Raw genomic sequence first — 14,849 nt, 5'->3', positions numbered from 1 at the left:
TATCGGCCCGGTCGATCCCCTGATCGTCGGGCGCGCGAGCTTTGGCAACAACATGAGCTGATCCGAAAACCCGGCCGGGCCGACGACGCGACGACTCATCGGCCCGACGGCTCGACGGCGCCCTCCTGGATCCGTTCCAACAGGTACGGGAAGAAGGGATTCCAGGACAGGCGCACCAGCGAGTCCAGGCTCATCACCAGGACCCCTCGCTCGCCGCGGATGGCCAACGCCCCGAGGTGGGCACCGAAGTCCTCGTTCTCGTTCGGCTCCAGACCGTAGAGCGAATCGTCGATGGGAAACGGCAGGGCGACATGCGAGAGCGAGAAGACGTCGCGCGGATAGGTCAATCCCAACGCTCTGGTCTGCTCGGTCGTCTCGCCCGCGTCGGTGACGCGCTCGACAACCTCGCTGCTGTTCGGGTCGGCGTTGGCGATGACGGTGGTTTTAAACGGGCGCGGCGTCGGCGGAAGCAGGCGTTCGAGCGCCGTCTCCGTGCCCGGTCGGATCAGCGGCCCGAACTTGGTGTTGCGGTTGATATCGAAGAGCACCAGCTCGCTGCCGTTTTGCGGGAGCTGTGCGTAGAGGCTCGTGACGATGGCCCGCGTGCTGACGGTGAAATCGACCACGGACTGGAAGGTGATGATCGGGGGCAGCTCGTCGAGACGCCCTTGGCGTGCGTAGCGGGCGATGCGCGGCTGCAAGGCGCGTGTCAGGAGCGACGACTGGCGTGCCCCGTTGACCGGAAACGAGTTGTATTTGAATGGATTGAACTCGGGGATGACGCCGAGCCAAGCCGCGCTCGCGAACGCCGGAAAGATCGCGGGCAAGCCGGCGAATCCCGCAAACCGGGCCATCTCGGTGATTCCGATCATGGGCGTGATCAGGATGACCCGATCGGCTTTCCGCAGGGAGGGATCCTCGACGGCGTCGAGCACATACTTCATGGCGAGTGCCCCGCCGTTGGAGAAGCCCACCAACTGCAGCGGCGCCGAGGGTCCGACCCGACGCACCGCCTCGCGCACCGCCAAGCGCGTCGCGGCCGACCAATCCTCCCACTGCACGCGCGTCAGGCCGGCCGGGACGGTCCCGTGTCCGGGCAGGCGGATCCCGATCACGACATAACCCGATTCGCGGTAGTGTCGGCCGATGTGACGCAGGCTGTAGGGGGAATCCGTCAGGCCGTGGAGCAGGACGACCGCGCCCCGGGGCTCGCCGTCGGGCTCGAGGACGTAGGAGTGGTTCCAGTCCCGCTCAAATCGGCCCGGATAGAGCGGGCTGCCGTCGAAATAGCGGTTGGAGAGGATGCGCTCCTTCGGGTCGAGCTGTTCCGTGACCTCCGAGCGCACCTCGTCGAAGAGCGTCTGCTCCCGCGCCAGATACGTTGCCCAATCGGCCTCGTCGAGCTCCTCGGCCACCATCTCGCTCGGGACGAAGGTGTGCCAGGAGGCAAGCGGTGCACTCTGGTGCGCGTCGAAGGCCCGCACGGCAAGGAAGGTCAATGCGCTCACGGCGACGAGCTGTGCGACCAACTTCAGGATTCGGGCGGTCCTCGCAAGCATGAGACAGGTCCTCAACAGGCTCGATCGTGGGTGTTGCTGCGCAAAATCAGGCGACCGAGGCGTCGCGGACACTCTCGAAGAGATCGATATCCCAGGCCACCAAGTCGCGTCGAACGGCGTCGGCGCGCATCCTCGGCAGCAGGCGCGCGACATCCTCCCCCCCGACGACGCCGACGAGCGCGCCCGGTGCCTCGCGTGCGTACTCGAGCGCATGCCAGGCCAGGATGGCGGCACCGACCGCGGTCGGATAGGAAATATAGGTCGCCCCGGCATAGGGTGTGTTGAGCAGATCGTGGTAGCGCAGATAGCTCAGGCCGACCGTCTCGATGGCGGTCTGACGGTCGTTGCGCACCACCTCCGAGACGCGGATCTCGGCGGCGGCGGAGAAGTGCGCGCGGCGGATCGTCCCGTTGCGCAGATACTCCTCGATGCGCCGCGGCTTGTTCATGCCCGGCAGGATGGCGCGCACCATCGCCTCGACGGTCAGCTCGGGCTGATGCGGCAGGGTGCGCTTGGAGAGCAGATTGAGCTGGAAGAGCGCCTTCACCAGCTCGACCTCGGACCCGCCGGTGTAGACCCCGATCGATTCGACGTCCGGGAAGGCGCGATGGAGCGACAGCAGCTCCTCCTGGTAGAGCGGATACTGGCGAATCGGCCGGGGTTCGTGCGGAAAGGCATAATCGCGCCCGGCGCTGAAAGGTTCCAGGATCTGCATCCGGCCTTTGTTGAGGATGCGCGGATGCTGTGCCAGCTCTTCGAGGGCGACGATCGGCGACCAGGAGAAGATGACCGAATCCGAATCGATGTCTTCGAGCAGATACAGATCGATGCTCTCGATCTCAAGCTCTTTGCGGTCGCCGGCGAGGAGGTCGTGCATGCGGCGGCCGATCAGAAAATTCGTGACGCCGGGTGAGATGCCCATGTTGATCAGCGCGGCGATCCCGCGCTTGCGCAACGCTTGGTCGAACCCGTATTGCGAGAAGGTCAGTGTTCGGTCGGTGGTTGCATCGTACATGTCGGAGGCGAGGTCGACCGCGTGCGCGCCGATGCGCAACGCCAGCTCGATCATGGGCCCGTTGAACTCCGGCAATGCGGCGTTGACCATCATGACCGCCCCAGTGAGCGCGGTCTCGTATCCGGGCTCGAGCGCGAACACCGGAGCGAAGTCGGGTACACCGATGAACTCGATCCGGTCGAAGACGCGCTCGGCGTGAAAGAGGGCATCGCGTGCGGCGTCCGGGTTCAGGACGTAGACGACAAAACGCACCGGAACATCGTCGCGCTCGGCAAGCTCGGAGAGGCAGATCAGCAGTGCCGACCCCACGGCGCCGAGTCCGAAAAACACGATCTTGGTCGGCTGCGCGCTTGGCCAAGTCGCAGATTCCGTCACATTGCTGGCCGGCATGGTTGCCCTCCTAACGGAGAATCTGAGCTATGATCGCGGAGCCGGATTTCGGCTCGAAAGGGTCGGAAACAACCATGACGAGATGCGCTTCCGACCGCGGGAAGATACGCCGAAGCCCGTCGGTGGACAAGCCGCCGGGGGCTGTCATGCTTCGACGACACGTCGAACGTGGTCGCTCGATGCCGTGGCTCGTCGGTGTTGAGCGGATGCTTCGGGCGGTCCCGTCGGCCCCCTCCGAGGGAGCCTATCCGTCCGCTCGATCGTGAAGGAACCCCCCGGCTCCCGGGGCCTTGACACTGAGATTAGGAGAGACCAACTTGAAAATGATCGCCATCCCTTTGACCCTCGTCGCTGCCGTTGCGCTCTCCGGGTGCGGAAACACCACGGGGGCCCGTGTCGGAACCGGCACCGCACTTGGTCTTGCGACCGGCGCCGCGATCGGGGCCTTCAGTGCGCAGGCCGGAGCGGGTGCCCTGATCGGCGCCGGTGTCGGTGCCCTCGGAGGCTATCTCGTCGACGAGCATCAAAAGGGCAACCTGTGAACCGCAGAGTTATCCAGCCGAGGAGATATCCATGAGTGATTTGATCGTCGTTTCGTTCCCCGAGGAGCATCTGGCGTTCGAGTTGCGCGCCGAGCTTGCCAAGATGCAGAAGGCCTACCTCATCGACATGGAAGACGTCGTGGTCGTCACCAAAGACGACGCCGGCAAGGTGAAGCTCCATCAGGCCGTGAATCTCTCGGCGGTCGGTGCGGTGGGCGGCGGCTTCTGGGGCATGCTGATCGGTCTCGTCTTCCTCAATCCCCTCCTCGGAGCTGCGATCGGGGCCGGCGCCGGCGCGCTGTCCGGCAAGTTCTCGGATATCGGCATCGACGACGATTTCATGCAGGGATTGGCGCAGAACTTCCAACCCGGATGCTCTGCGGTGTTCATCCTGGTTCGCAAGGTGACGGCGGATAAGGTCCTCGAAGGGCTCGCGGGGTTCAAGGGCAAGGGCAAGGTCCTGCAGACCTCGCTGGAGAAGGATCGGGAAGAGAGCCTGAAGGCGTTCCTGGAGGGGGCGAGCTGAGCCGAGTGGAGCCGGGGCGGGCGGTTCCGGACCGCCTCGCCCCGGCCGTTCATGCGAGCGGTGCTCGACTCCCCGAGCCGAGGACGCCGGTCATTCGCTGTCGATCGCCTTTCCCTGCGCGGGGACGATCGTCCGCCTGTCGGACCTCGCCCGTTCGAAGGTCCAAAATAGATCGACACTCTGGCGCCGGCCGCTCTGGGCTTCGAGCTGAATGCGGTCGGTGAGGTTGCGGCGTAGCCTGAATCGATTCCGGGCATCGCCGAGTCCGGTTTCGTACTCGAGGAAGGTTCCGGGTGCGATATATCGGCCGAAGGCGAGCGCCGCACTATGGTCTGCATCGGAACCGCCGGGTGCGATTCCCGTGACCAGGAAGGTGATGGCGTCGGACTGACTCATCGCCGGATCCGTGTTCGAGAAGAAGGTGAACTGCGGGTCGGCGAGTGTACCGACCACCCGAACGTTTGCCTCCGTCCTGCCCGTTCCGCGCCGGGCCAGAACGAGCAACCCAGGATTCCGGATCGGGTTTCGGACCCAGATCAGCTGACCGCGTGAAATGCTCAGCGGCGCGACGAGATCGGCCGCCACCCCCAAACCGGTCGGAATCCGGTATTGCCCGTCGCGAATCTGTAATTGTCCGTCGCCCGAGAGGTCGCGGCCCGGAGTTTTGATCAGGTCGAGGTTCCCTGCAAGACTCCCGGTCAAACCAAAGGCATCCAGAGTCACCCCCTCGCCGACGCGCAGCCCGATGGCGAGGTCGATCGGATAGCGCGGTGGGCGGTCCGTCCCCTTGATGACAACGTCGTTCGAGGGTCTCAGCGTCCCCGCGGGAAGGGCGCGCGGGCTGATGCGCGCCTCCGGGATCAGGATCTCTCCACGCACCTGCGCACCCCGTGCGGTTGCGTCCAGATCGAGCCTCGGCGACACCCTGACGAAATATTCGCTCGTGTCGATCATAACGAGCCGCTCTCCGGTCGCCCGAAGCCGCGCACGCGGACCGTCGGGGCCGAATCCGCCGTCGCCGCCGATCTCCAGACGCCCGCCGCCGACATCGGCGCCGCCCGTGACTCGGATCCGGTCTGCCGAAGCGGCGCTTGCCGACAGCGTCAGGTCCGCCACATCCAGTCCGAGGAGAGGGACATTGAAACCCCCGCGCTCGATCCGGGCCTCGCCGCGAATGCCGGGCGTGCCGAGCGTGCCCCCGAGCGCGAGATCCGCGCCGAGATGGCCCCTCAAGCGCGAGAGTTGGGGAATCGGGTCTGCGAACCGTTCCAATCCATCGATGCGGGCGCGGATACGGCCGCTCAACGGCTGCGCGGGACGGACCGGATCGTCGAGCCGCCAGCCGGTCAGCTCCAGATCGACATCGGCTTGACCCAGTCCTTCCAGCGGCAGGGCGAGCCGGCCTCGCAGGTTGCCGGCCGCTGCGTCGATGTCGAGTCGGGCGCCCGACAGCGTGATGACCTCGCCCGGGCCGCGGGTGCTCGGCAAGCTCAGTCGACCCGTCGACAGGGTCGCCGTGGCACGTCCTTCCAAGGCCGCTCCCTTGGCCACGAAGCGTCCATCGAGTGCGGCGTCACCTTCCAGCGAGAGGTCATCCGGCAACAGCGGCGCAAGCATCTCAAGATCGAACCGGTCCAGAGCAACCCCGAGCGTCACGGCCGCATTCGCGTCCCGCGAGATCTCCAGACAACCGCCGGATCCACGCGCGTGCCGCATGCAGAGCGGTCCGGCGGCGAAGGTCGGCCAGGTCAGGTCGATCGGACTCGGCCGTTGGAGGCTCCAGGTCTGGAGCTCCGTGCTGTCCAGCCGCAGCGCCGTCAACTCGGCCCGATAGCGGCCCGTTTCTGCGAGACCGCCCTCGAGGTCCAGCTCGACCGAAAGCGCATCGCCCGCCAGGGAAAGGCCCAGCCGATGATCCGCTCTGCGGCCCTCGCCCCGGATTGCGAGCGCCTTCCAGCGCCGGTTCTCGATCACGAGATCCTCTCCATCCGCGCGGATCTCCAGGCGTCCATCGGGGGCGAGATCCAGATCGGCGAGCGCCGACAAACGCGCGATGCCTTGCCCCGCGATCGCGACGTCTCCGGCGGTGAGATCGACCTTCAAATGCGGCGAACCGACGGCGCCGGAGACCGAGCCTGCGGCTTGCACGCGGCCGGCCGCGCCCGGATAGAGACTCGCCAGGTCGGGCGAATCCAGCGCGAAGCGAAGATCGAGTGCTTGATCCAGGGCGCCGTCGATGCTGAGTGTGCTTGAACCGGATTGCATGCGAAAGGCATCGATGGCCAGCAGACCCTCGGCGAGCGCGAAGTCGCCGGTCGCGGAAATCGGATAGCCGTGCAGCTCGCCGCTCAGCTCGTGGAGTGTCGCCGTCAACGCGGGACCCGTCTCGGTGAGGCGGCCGCGGCTCGCGACCTGCAGAGCGATGCGGCCGGACCAGCGCTCGGGGTCGGCATCCACGAGGAACGCGGCGAGCAACTCGCCCGGGTTCAGCGCCGTGCCGCTGAGCTGCAGATCCCAAGCCGGTGTGGCGAGCGACGTGTCGGGTTCGGCTCCCGCCGGTTGTGCTCGTGCCGCATCAACCCCGGCGGTCGTGTTCAGGTCGATCCGGCCCCCCGCCGAAAGCTGCATGGGCGAGTCGCTGCGGCGCAGATCCAGGGACCGGATTTCGAGTGCAGGGCCTTTCCACAGCAGATCCAGCGAGGCGTCGAGACGTCCGAGCGCGGGTTGCTCGACCGGCTCCGCTTGGATCTCGCCGGTCACTGCGGTTGAGGCCGCATCGCCCCGTATCGCGAGCATGCCGCTGATCGCGACCTCGCGCAGATCGGCATCGAATGCGGGCAGATCCAGAGACACCAGCGCGAGCGTGCCGCTCCACCCCGGGCGCCCGAGCGGATCGCTGATCTCGACATCGAGATTCAGGTCTGCCGAGCCGGTGATCGTGCTCTGCGAAGCGAGACGCGTCAGGTCTCCGTGCAGACCCGTGTGGCCTAGAATGCGGGCGCTCGGCGTCGTCTGCAGCTCCCAGTTCAGGTCGAGGTCGAGCGGGTAAGCGCCGGTCAATCGGGCGGTTCCGCTCCCGTCCACTTCGAACGTCGGCTCGCTCAGAATGACGCCGACGCGGTCGATGGACAGCAGGCCGTCGTCGAGGCGCCCGGAGAGCTCGGCCCGCTCGACGACGGTTACGGGCCGGTCGCTGTCCGCCGCGAAGATCCGCAGGCGCTCGATCTGTGCGGAGCCCAGCTCGAGTGACAGCGGCAAAAGGAGATCGGGCAGGACGACGGGGTGCTCGGGGTCGCGCACGCGATCGCCCGGAACCAGGTCGACGTCCGTCGCTCGGATCTCGGCGATCGACAGGGTTCCGCCCAACGTCCGCAGGGGCGACCATGCAAGGTCGATGCGGCCGATGCGGATCGCGAAGGCGGGCAACCGGATCGAGAGATCGACGACGACGATCCGGCTGAAGAGTCGCCCTTCGGCCAGACCGATCTGAAAACGGTCCGGGTTCAACTCTGCGACCAGGTCGAGAACCGCCCGCAAGCCGGACTGGGTCGCGCCCAACCAGAGCAGCAACAGCAGGAAGACGAGAGGAAATCCGGAGAAGAGACGCGGATTGGAGAGGCGAAAGGGGGGCCGACGCCGAGGCGCTCGCGATGCGAGCGCCGTGGTGGTGCCGGGTCGTGCAGGATCGGGATCGGAGGCCCCGAAGGGCGCGGGCCGTTGGGCATCCACCAGAGCCCGCGAGCCGTCGTTGTCGCGCAGATCGGTCATCGGCCTCCGAGAAGCCTGTCGAGGACGACCGCTGCGTCGGCGCGGCGCGCGACGCGACGGGATGACCGAGCGAACAGACCCGGTCTAGACGACGACCTTGCCCCCGCCGTACTCGGGCGAACCTTCGGTGACCCGGAACAGCAGCCAGAGGCTGAAGACCATCACGACCAGCTCGGCCAAAAGGGTCATCACCATGGACATGAGGCTCAGCATATCGACGGCCGAGACCCAGCTCGCAGGTCCGGTCCCGGTGGTCTGGAACACCGGGACACCGCCTTGCGGCGTGGAGAGAAAGTAAAACAGCAGGTGCGCGACCTCGATGAACATCACCACGATGGTGAAGAGGATCGCGACACTGCTTGCGACCAGACCGACCCAGACGGTTCCGGCAAGATCCTCCTCCGAGGGGGACTGCTCCGGACCGGCGATCCGCTTGGCGATCTTCGTATAGCGATAGAACCAGAAGGTGGTGAAGACGAGGATCGCCAGGCTTCCCATCGTCAGATATTCAACGATCGGCAAGCCCGCACGCGGTCCGGTAGGCGATTGTGCGAAGACGAAGGTGTAGGTCATGAGCACGATCGGGATCGCCCCCACCACGATCTGAATCCAGAATCCGGTCCAGCCCAGCCGCGAAAACGATCTCGCCAAGCTGATGCGCGGCAGGGTACGGGTCTTTTTCAAAGAATTCTCGATGAACTTCTTGAACATGTCGATCTCATCCTTAAACGGGGTTGGCTGTCATAAAACCCGCGAGCGGGCGGTTTTCGTCAACAAGCTTCAAACACCTTCGACGTGTCTCCGGTGGCCTCGCATGGCATGGAGAAAAGCAAAACACCCGATCCCGGTGCGACTGCGTCGATCACCGGGACGATGAATCAAGATGCCGACGAGCTCGTCTATCGCCGGCTCGGCGAAGAACGCTGACGGGACGCGGCTAAGCCCTGCAGGCGATTCGGATGTCTTAACGAACCCCCCGGATCGGCGGGGCAAAAGCATAGTCGGGCCCCTGCATCGCCGCAAGACGTTTATGGATTTAGGGGATGCTGCTCGCCTGCGGGCTTCGGACTGCGACACCTAAGGGTCCGTCATTGTCGGCGCTCGAGTGATTCCGACGCGGCCACCTCGCGTTTATCCTCCAGATCGAGCCGCCGCGCCAGCCACGGGATGGTCCAGCCCTGCAGAACGAGCGAGGCGATCACCACCATGAAGACGACATTGAAGAAGTTCACGTCGACGGGGCCGGGGCTCATGACCGGGATGATTGCGAGAAAGATGGGCACCGCTCCCCGCAGACCCACCCATGCGATGAAGAGTCGCTCGTTCAGGCTGAATCGGAACGGCGCCAAACAGACGGCCACCGCAAGAGGGCGCGCGATGAAGATCAAGATGAAGGCGATGCCGGCCGCGTGCATGACCTCGCCCCGGAATTGGTGCGGCGTGACCAGCAAGCCGAGCAAGAGGAACATCAGGATCTGACTGAGCCAGGCGAGGCTCCCATGCGTGATGTTCAACTCTTCCCGGCGCAACCCGCTGACGCGATCCATCAGGACGACCCCGCAGATAAAAACCGCCAGATAACCGCTGCCGCCGATCAATTGGGTGCCGCCGAAGAGGGCCGTGGCCCCGGACAAGGCCAACACGGCAAAGAGCCCGCTCGCCAGCTCGAGGCGGTTGATGAGCCAGGCGAGGATCAGTCCCCCGAGAAGCCCTGCGACAGCTCCCACCCCAAGCTGCAGCGCGAAGGTTCCGCCCAGCTCCCACGACAGATCGGCACCCCCGGCATCGACGAAGGACACCAGGACCATGGTCAGAAAGATCGCCATCGGGTCGTTGAGGCCGGACTCGACCACGATCGTCTCCATGACACGACCTTTCAGCTTGATCCCCCGCCCTTGCAGCAGCAGGAAGGTCGCCGCCGCGTCCGTCGATCCGACGACGGCGCCGAGCAAGAGGGCCACCAACAAGGAAACCCCCAGCAGCCAGATCGATAGGCCGACCACGGCCGCGGTGATCACCACGCCGAGCGTCGCCAGCGTCAGTGCGGGACCCCAGCAGACGCGGATATCGCGAACGCGGGTACCCAACCCACCCGCAAACAGGATCACCGCCAGCGCGATGCTGCCCACATGGTAGGCGAGCTCGAAATCGTCGAACGCGTATCCCCCCGGCCCGTCCTGACCGACGAGCATGCCGATCCCGAGGAAGATGAGGAGGATCGGCGCGCCGAGACGGATCGCGAGCGGACTGAGGAGAACGCTCAACAGGACCAAGCCGGCGACCACCAAGAGTGCCCATTCCAGTGACCCGATCACGCGCCGCCCCTTCTCATCTGATTTGATCTCGCCGACATCGGCCTTTATCCGCGCAGTGTTCCGCGCGCTTTGGACAGCAGCGAACGTACTGCGATAACCTTCGCGGAGGCAATGGGAATCAACGACGATCTTCGCACACGAACGCGGGGAACGACAGGGACGGATCAGATCGATGCCGAGGAGACCACGCACATCCGGCCGTCAGGGTCGCGGATCGGACCTTCGCCGTTGGCTGAACGATCGGGCGGCCGATCTCCAGGCGGCATTTCCTCTTCTGATCGCGCTCCTGCTGTCCACGGGACTCATGTGGCTGGCCTCCAGCGAGGACCAGCGGCGAGGCTATCTGGACGCAATCGGCCTCGGGCAGTGGGCGCGGTCGTTGCCGCAAGTGCATGATCCCTTAGACGTTGCGCCGATTGCCGGTCGCTCATCTTCGCAGACACCTGTCCTGATCCCGAACGCCCGGCGGCGTGTCTCGCATGACGAGATCGGTAGCCCCTGCGCTCGGACACCGACGCCGAACCCCACGCGCAAGGCCCAGCACGAGGTCTATCGCTATACAGACGAAGCAGGTCGAGCTGTGTTTTCCGATCGCAAACCGACCGTTCCCGATGCCCGTGTCGTGGGCCATACGGCCGAAGGCGGGGTCGGGATGTTCTCGACCGACTATTGCTTTTTCGGCGCGCGCCGCGATTCCGGTTTCGACTCGGCGGTGTCGGCGAACATCGACGGGGTCTTTCGACCTGAACACGATTGCGCAACATCGGTGCCGCGCGTTTGACCACGAGGCGTACCTGAATCGGGTCTATCCGGGTGGCCTGAGTGCGTTCGCCGCCGACTGGGCGGGCTGGTTGGCCAAAGGGCGTCCGCTCGCGCTGCGGTATTGACGGCCCTCTCGGTCCTCAGTAGCGCTTCAAAAGATCATCGTAGGCATCGAACCCGACCAGCTCGCGGAGCGTGCGGAAGTCGACGCGGCGCTTTGGCGTGCGCCCGGCGGCCAGCTCTGCGAGGGCCTCGCGCATGGCGAAGACGGCGGTGCTCAACAGGGTCAGCGGGTAGGCGGCGATGCCGTAGCCGATCTGCGCGAGCATCGCGGGCGGTAGGACCGGCGTGATGCCCTCTTCGAGCATATTGGCCATCTTGATGCCGGGGGCCTCGGTGCAGAAGCGGCGCATCTCCGACTCGTCGCGCGGTGCTTCGAGAAAGAGGATGTCGGCGCCGAGGTCCGCGAATGCCCGCATCCGCCATAGCGCTTCGTCCAGGCCGAGGGCGCTGCGCGCATCCGTCCGGGCGACAATCAGGATGGCTGCTCCGGCGTCGCGCGCATCCACGGCGGCGCGCACCCGGCGGATCGCCTCGCCGCGCTCCACAACCTCCTTTACCCCGGTGTGGCCGCAGCGTTTCGGCATCACCTGATCCTCGATCATGATGCCTGCGAACCCGGCACTGGCATACTGATCGACGGTACGCCTGACGTTGGCCGGATTGCCGTAGCCCGTGTCGCCGTCGCCGATGACCGGGATCCGCACCGCATCGCAAATGGCGCGTCCCTGGTCGAGCATCTCGGTCACCGAGATCAAACCGGTGTCTGGCAGGGCGAGGCGGCTCGCCGAGACCGCGAAACCGCTCATGAAGGTCAACGGGAATCCGGCCTGCTCGATCAATCGCGCCGAAAGGGCATCGAAACAGCAGGGCATGACGAGCATGTCGCCGCGATCGAGGAATGTGCGCAGCCGGGCGGCGGGCTCGTTCAAGGGGGGCGATCCTGTCTTTTTTTGCCGGAGGTGGAGTATAGCTGCCGACGGCGATCTGCGCGGCTGATGCCCAACCTTGCGGCGCCTTGACGATCGATTTCGGAAAGTCTATACGTAACGTATATATTTCTTGTGCCGAGGATTCCGATGGAAACAGCAAAGCTCTTCTTGAACGGCAGCAGTCAAGCTGTTCGCTTGCCCAAGGAATACCGCTTCCGGGGTGACGAGGTGGTGATCAAGCGTCTGGGCAATGCCGTGGTGCTCTTGCCCAAGGACGATCCCTGGCAGGTCATGTTCGATGTCCTGGCGGAGTTTCCGGATGACTTGACGCTGACGCGCGACCAACCGGACATGCAGGAACGGGAGTCGATCGCGTGATCGTCCTTCTGGATACGGACATCTGCATCTACGCGATCAATCAAAAGCGGCCGGACATCCTTCGTCAGATCCGGAACTATCGCATCGGCGACGTCGGTATCTCGTCGATCACTTATGCCGAGCTGCGTTTCGGCGTGGAGAACAGCGGCCGGGTCGACGAGAACCTGGATCGACTGGAGCGCTTCCTGTTGCCGCTGGAGATCCTCCCTTTCGATGCTGAAGCCGGGCGCCGCTACGGACGGCTTCGCGTTGCGCTCAAACGAGCAGGTTGCCCGATCGGCCCGAACGATCTCTTGATTGCGGCCCACGCCCTGAGTCTCGACGCGACTCTAGTGACCAACAATATCAATGAATTTGCGCGGGTTGAGGGGTTGCGGGTCGAGCAGTGGGGTTGAGCGATCGCGCAAGCGATTCCATCTTTGCACGATATCGAAGAACACTCCGGACAGCGACGCAACCACACAATGACCACTTTCACGGCCTATTTCGACGGCGGCTGCCCGCTGTGCAGCAAAGAGATTGCCCATTACCGGCGGATCGACAAGGCGGAAGCGATTCACTGGGTCGACATTACGGACGACGGAGGCGCATTGGCCGAGGCCGGGATCGACCGCACGGACGCCATGCGCCGTATCCATGCCAAGGAGACCGACGGCAGCATCCTGACGGGCGTTCCGGCCTTCGTCGCGATCTGGCGTCGGCTGCCGGGCTATCGTCGCCTCGCGACCTTGGTGCAGGGTCTGCGCTTGGTCAGGCCGCTCGATTGGGGATACGCTCGATTCGCGGACTGGCGGTTGAGGCGCCGCTGCAAGGATGGCGCCTGCACCTTGACGTCTCGTGATGTGTAGGGAGATTCAGCTACGCGGCGAAACCACGATTGAGCGGAGGGCCGTAAGTCGTCGTCCCGGGGCGTTGCCCCGAGCTCGCATAGTGAGTCCCGTCGGGGCAGCCGGAAACCACCGGCATCGATTCATGCCATGGCCGGCTACGTCGGACAGTGGATCCGGGAAAAGTCTGCGCCGATGGGTCGCTCACTCCGTGAGCCTGGCGGACCAACAGCCCTCCCACACCTAAAGCAGCCCTCTCTCGGCCAAGGACGTTCCCTCGCCGTCGCCGATGATGACGTGATCCAGGACACGCACGTCGATCAAGCTTAGGGCTTCCTTGAGACGCTGCGTGATCCGCAGGTCCGCCTGGCTGGGTTCCGCCACACCCGAGGGATGGTTGTGGGCGAAGATCACGGCCGCGGCGTTGGTTGCGAGCACGCGTTGGACAACCACGCGAGGATGAACGCTGGCCCCGTCGATCGTACCTTGAAACAGCTCGTCGTAGCTGATGACCCGGTGTCGGTTGTCGAGGAAGAGACAGGCGAAGATCTCGTGCGGCGAGCCGTAGAGGCGCAGCTTGAGATAATCGCGGGTGGCCTCCGGGCTGGTGAGCACATCCTGGCCTCGAATCCGGGAGAGCAGGTAGCGGTGACTGAGCTCGAGGACCGCCTGAAGCTCGGCGAACTTCGCCTTGCCGAGACCCTTGCCCTCGCAAAAGCGTCTCTGGTCCGCGGCGAGCAACCCGACGAGACCGTCGAAGTCCGCGAGCAGCTCGCGCGCCAGATCCACAGCACTCTTGCCGCGCACCCCGGTGCGCAGAAACAGCGCCAGCAGCTCGGCGTCCGAGAGTGCACCCGCCCCCCGCTCCAAGAGCTTCTCCCGCGGCCGTTCACCCTCCGGCCAGTCCTTGATCGGCATGCGACCTCCGTCGATGGGTTGCGTTAAACTGCGGCCTGTTCCGCAGACGCAGTGTACACGTAAAGGTCATGGATCCAAGCCCCCGCAATCAGGTGCTGCTCGGTGTCGGCGGCGGCATCTCCGCCTACAAATCGGTCGATCTGGTGCGTCGTCTGCGCGAGCGCGGCTTCGACGTGCGGGTGGTGATGACACACGCGGCGACGGCCTTTGTCGGCCCTTTGACCTTTCAGGCGGTCTCCGGGCATCCGGTGCGAACCGATTTGCTCGACCCGGCGGCCGAGGCCGGCATGGGGCATATCGAGCTGGCACGCTGGGCGGATCGGCTGCTGATCGCCCCGGCGACCGCGGACCTGATGGCCCGTCTGGCGGCCGGGATCGCGGACGACCTGCTCACGACCTTGGCCTTGGCGACCGAGGCGCCGCTGATCCTCGCCCCGGCGATGAATCAGCAGATGTGGCGTCACCCGGCGACCCAAGACAACCTGGCGCGGCTGGTGGCTCGCGGCGCGCGGATCCTGGGGCCGGGCGTGGGCATCCAAGCCTGCGGCGACCAGGGCCCGGGACGGATGCTGGAACCGCTTGAGATCGCCGAGGCGCTGACCGGCTCGGACCCGTACCCGCTGGCCGGCGTGCGCGTCCTCCTGACCGCCGGGCCGACCCGAGAGCCGCTCGACCCGGTGCGCTATCTGGGCAATCGCAGCTCCGGTCGCATGGGCTATGCACTGGCAAGCGCGCTGGCCGATCTGGGCGCACGCGTGGTCCTGGTCAGCGGACCGAGCGCCTTGACGCCGCCTGCGGTGACCGAGCTGGTCAAGGTCGAGACGGCCTTGGAGATGCATGCCGCCGTGACGGCGCGC

14 protein-coding genes are annotated in these 14,849 nt (G+C 65.4%); 7 read left to right on the top strand and 7 right to left on the bottom strand.

Features of this window, described 5'->3' with window-relative positions; translation table 11 throughout:
• Positions 1–95 precede the first annotated feature (95 nt).
• The gene (locus tag VLR48_RS03965) at positions 96–1,559 is read right to left on the bottom strand and encodes an alpha/beta hydrolase (RefSeq protein ID WP_325290533.1); all 1,464 of its coding nucleotides are present in this window, start codon (positions 1,557–1,559) and stop codon (positions 96–98) included.
• Between the two features lie 46 nt (positions 1,560–1,605).
• A complete protein-coding gene (locus VLR48_RS03960; protein WP_325290532.1) occupies positions 1,606–2,964 on the bottom strand; it encodes a saccharopine dehydrogenase in 1,359 nt (452 codons plus the stop codon).
• Between the two features lie 323 nt (positions 2,965–3,287).
• On the opposite strand from VLR48_RS03960, the gene VLR48_RS03955 reads away from it, so the two are divergent.
• Positions 3,288–3,506 carry a glycine zipper domain-containing protein gene (locus VLR48_RS03955; protein WP_325290534.1) on the top strand — a complete coding sequence of 73 codons (219 nt, stop codon included), beginning with the start codon at positions 3,288–3,290 and terminating at the stop codon, positions 3,504–3,506.
• A 31-nt stretch (positions 3,507–3,537) separates the two neighbouring features.
• Complete coding sequence (locus tag VLR48_RS03950) at positions 3,538–4,032, top strand: DUF1269 domain-containing protein (RefSeq protein WP_325290531.1); 495 nt, start codon at positions 3,538–3,540, stop codon at positions 4,030–4,032.
• Between the two features lie 90 nt (positions 4,033–4,122).
• Here VLR48_RS03950 and VLR48_RS03945 read toward each other — a convergent pair whose 3' ends face one another.
• The 3 genes from VLR48_RS03945 to VLR48_RS03935 all read right to left on the bottom strand — a co-directional run bounded on the left by VLR48_RS03945 (position 4,123) and on the right by VLR48_RS03935 (position 10,115).
• The gene (locus VLR48_RS03945) at positions 4,123–7,800 is read right to left on the bottom strand and encodes a translocation/assembly module TamB domain-containing protein (protein WP_325290530.1); all 3,678 of its coding nucleotides are present in this window, start codon (positions 7,798–7,800) and stop codon (positions 4,123–4,125) included.
• Between the two features lie 84 nt (positions 7,801–7,884).
• Positions 7,885–8,511 carry a DUF3611 family protein gene (locus VLR48_RS03940; protein WP_325290529.1) on the bottom strand — a complete coding sequence of 209 codons (627 nt, stop codon included), beginning with the start codon at positions 8,509–8,511 and terminating at the stop codon, positions 7,885–7,887.
• Between the two features lie 377 nt (positions 8,512–8,888).
• Positions 8,889–10,115: a potassium/proton antiporter gene (locus tag VLR48_RS03935; RefSeq protein ID WP_325290528.1), complete on the bottom strand. Its 1,227-nt coding sequence runs from the start codon at positions 10,113–10,115 to the stop codon at positions 8,889–8,891.
• Positions 10,116–10,287: 172 nt separating this feature from the next.
• On the opposite strand from VLR48_RS03935, the gene VLR48_RS03930 reads away from it, so the two are divergent.
• Positions 10,288–10,896 (top strand): DUF4124 domain-containing protein, encoded by a 609-nt coding sequence (locus tag VLR48_RS03930; RefSeq protein WP_325290527.1) that lies wholly within the window; start codon positions 10,288–10,290, stop codon positions 10,894–10,896.
• A gap of 121 nt (positions 10,897–11,017) precedes the next feature.
• On the opposite strand, the gene VLR48_RS03925 is transcribed toward VLR48_RS03930, so the two are convergent.
• Positions 11,018–11,869: an isocitrate lyase/PEP mutase family protein gene (locus tag VLR48_RS03925; protein WP_325290526.1), complete on the bottom strand. Its 852-nt coding sequence runs from the start codon at positions 11,867–11,869 to the stop codon at positions 11,018–11,020.
• 147 nt (positions 11,870–12,016) lie between these two features.
• On the opposite strand from VLR48_RS03925, the gene vapB reads away from it, so the two are divergent.
• The 3 genes from vapB to VLR48_RS03910 all read left to right on the top strand — a co-directional run bounded on the left by vapB (position 12,017) and on the right by VLR48_RS03910 (position 13,095).
• Positions 12,017–12,247: a type II toxin-antitoxin system antitoxin VapB gene (vapB, locus tag VLR48_RS03920; protein ID WP_325290525.1), complete on the top strand. Its 231-nt coding sequence runs from the start codon at positions 12,017–12,019 to the stop codon at positions 12,245–12,247.
• The gene (gene vapC, locus VLR48_RS03915; RefSeq protein ID WP_325290524.1) at positions 12,244–12,642 is read left to right on the top strand and encodes a type II toxin-antitoxin system tRNA(fMet)-specific endonuclease VapC; all 399 of its coding nucleotides are present in this window, start codon (positions 12,244–12,246) and stop codon (positions 12,640–12,642) included. Before vapB ends, vapC begins: the two co-directional genes overlap by 4 nt.
• Positions 12,643–12,711: 69 nt before the next feature.
• The gene (locus tag VLR48_RS03910; protein WP_325290523.1) at positions 12,712–13,095 is read left to right on the top strand and encodes a DUF393 domain-containing protein; all 384 of its coding nucleotides are present in this window, start codon (positions 12,712–12,714) and stop codon (positions 13,093–13,095) included.
• 222 nt (positions 13,096–13,317) lie between these two features.
• Here the strand turns inward: VLR48_RS03910 and radC are convergent, their stop codons facing one another.
• Complete coding sequence (gene radC / locus VLR48_RS03905; RefSeq protein ID WP_325290522.1) at positions 13,318–13,992, bottom strand: RadC family protein; 675 nt, start codon at positions 13,990–13,992, stop codon at positions 13,318–13,320.
• 68 nt (positions 13,993–14,060) lie between these two features.
• Between radC and coaBC the strand changes: the two genes are divergently transcribed.
• A partial coding sequence (gene coaBC, locus VLR48_RS03900) for a bifunctional phosphopantothenoylcysteine decarboxylase/phosphopantothenate--cysteine ligase CoaBC (RefSeq protein ID WP_325290521.1) occupies positions 14,061–14,849 on the top strand: 789 nt, incomplete at its 3' end.

It is taken from the genome of Thiocapsa sp. (assembly GCF_035467215.1).
Taxonomy (GTDB): domain Bacteria; phylum Pseudomonadota; class Gammaproteobacteria; order Chromatiales; family Chromatiaceae; genus Thiocapsa.
Note: the sequence above shows the minus strand (reverse complement) of the source record. Positions and strands in the feature narration are given on the sequence as shown.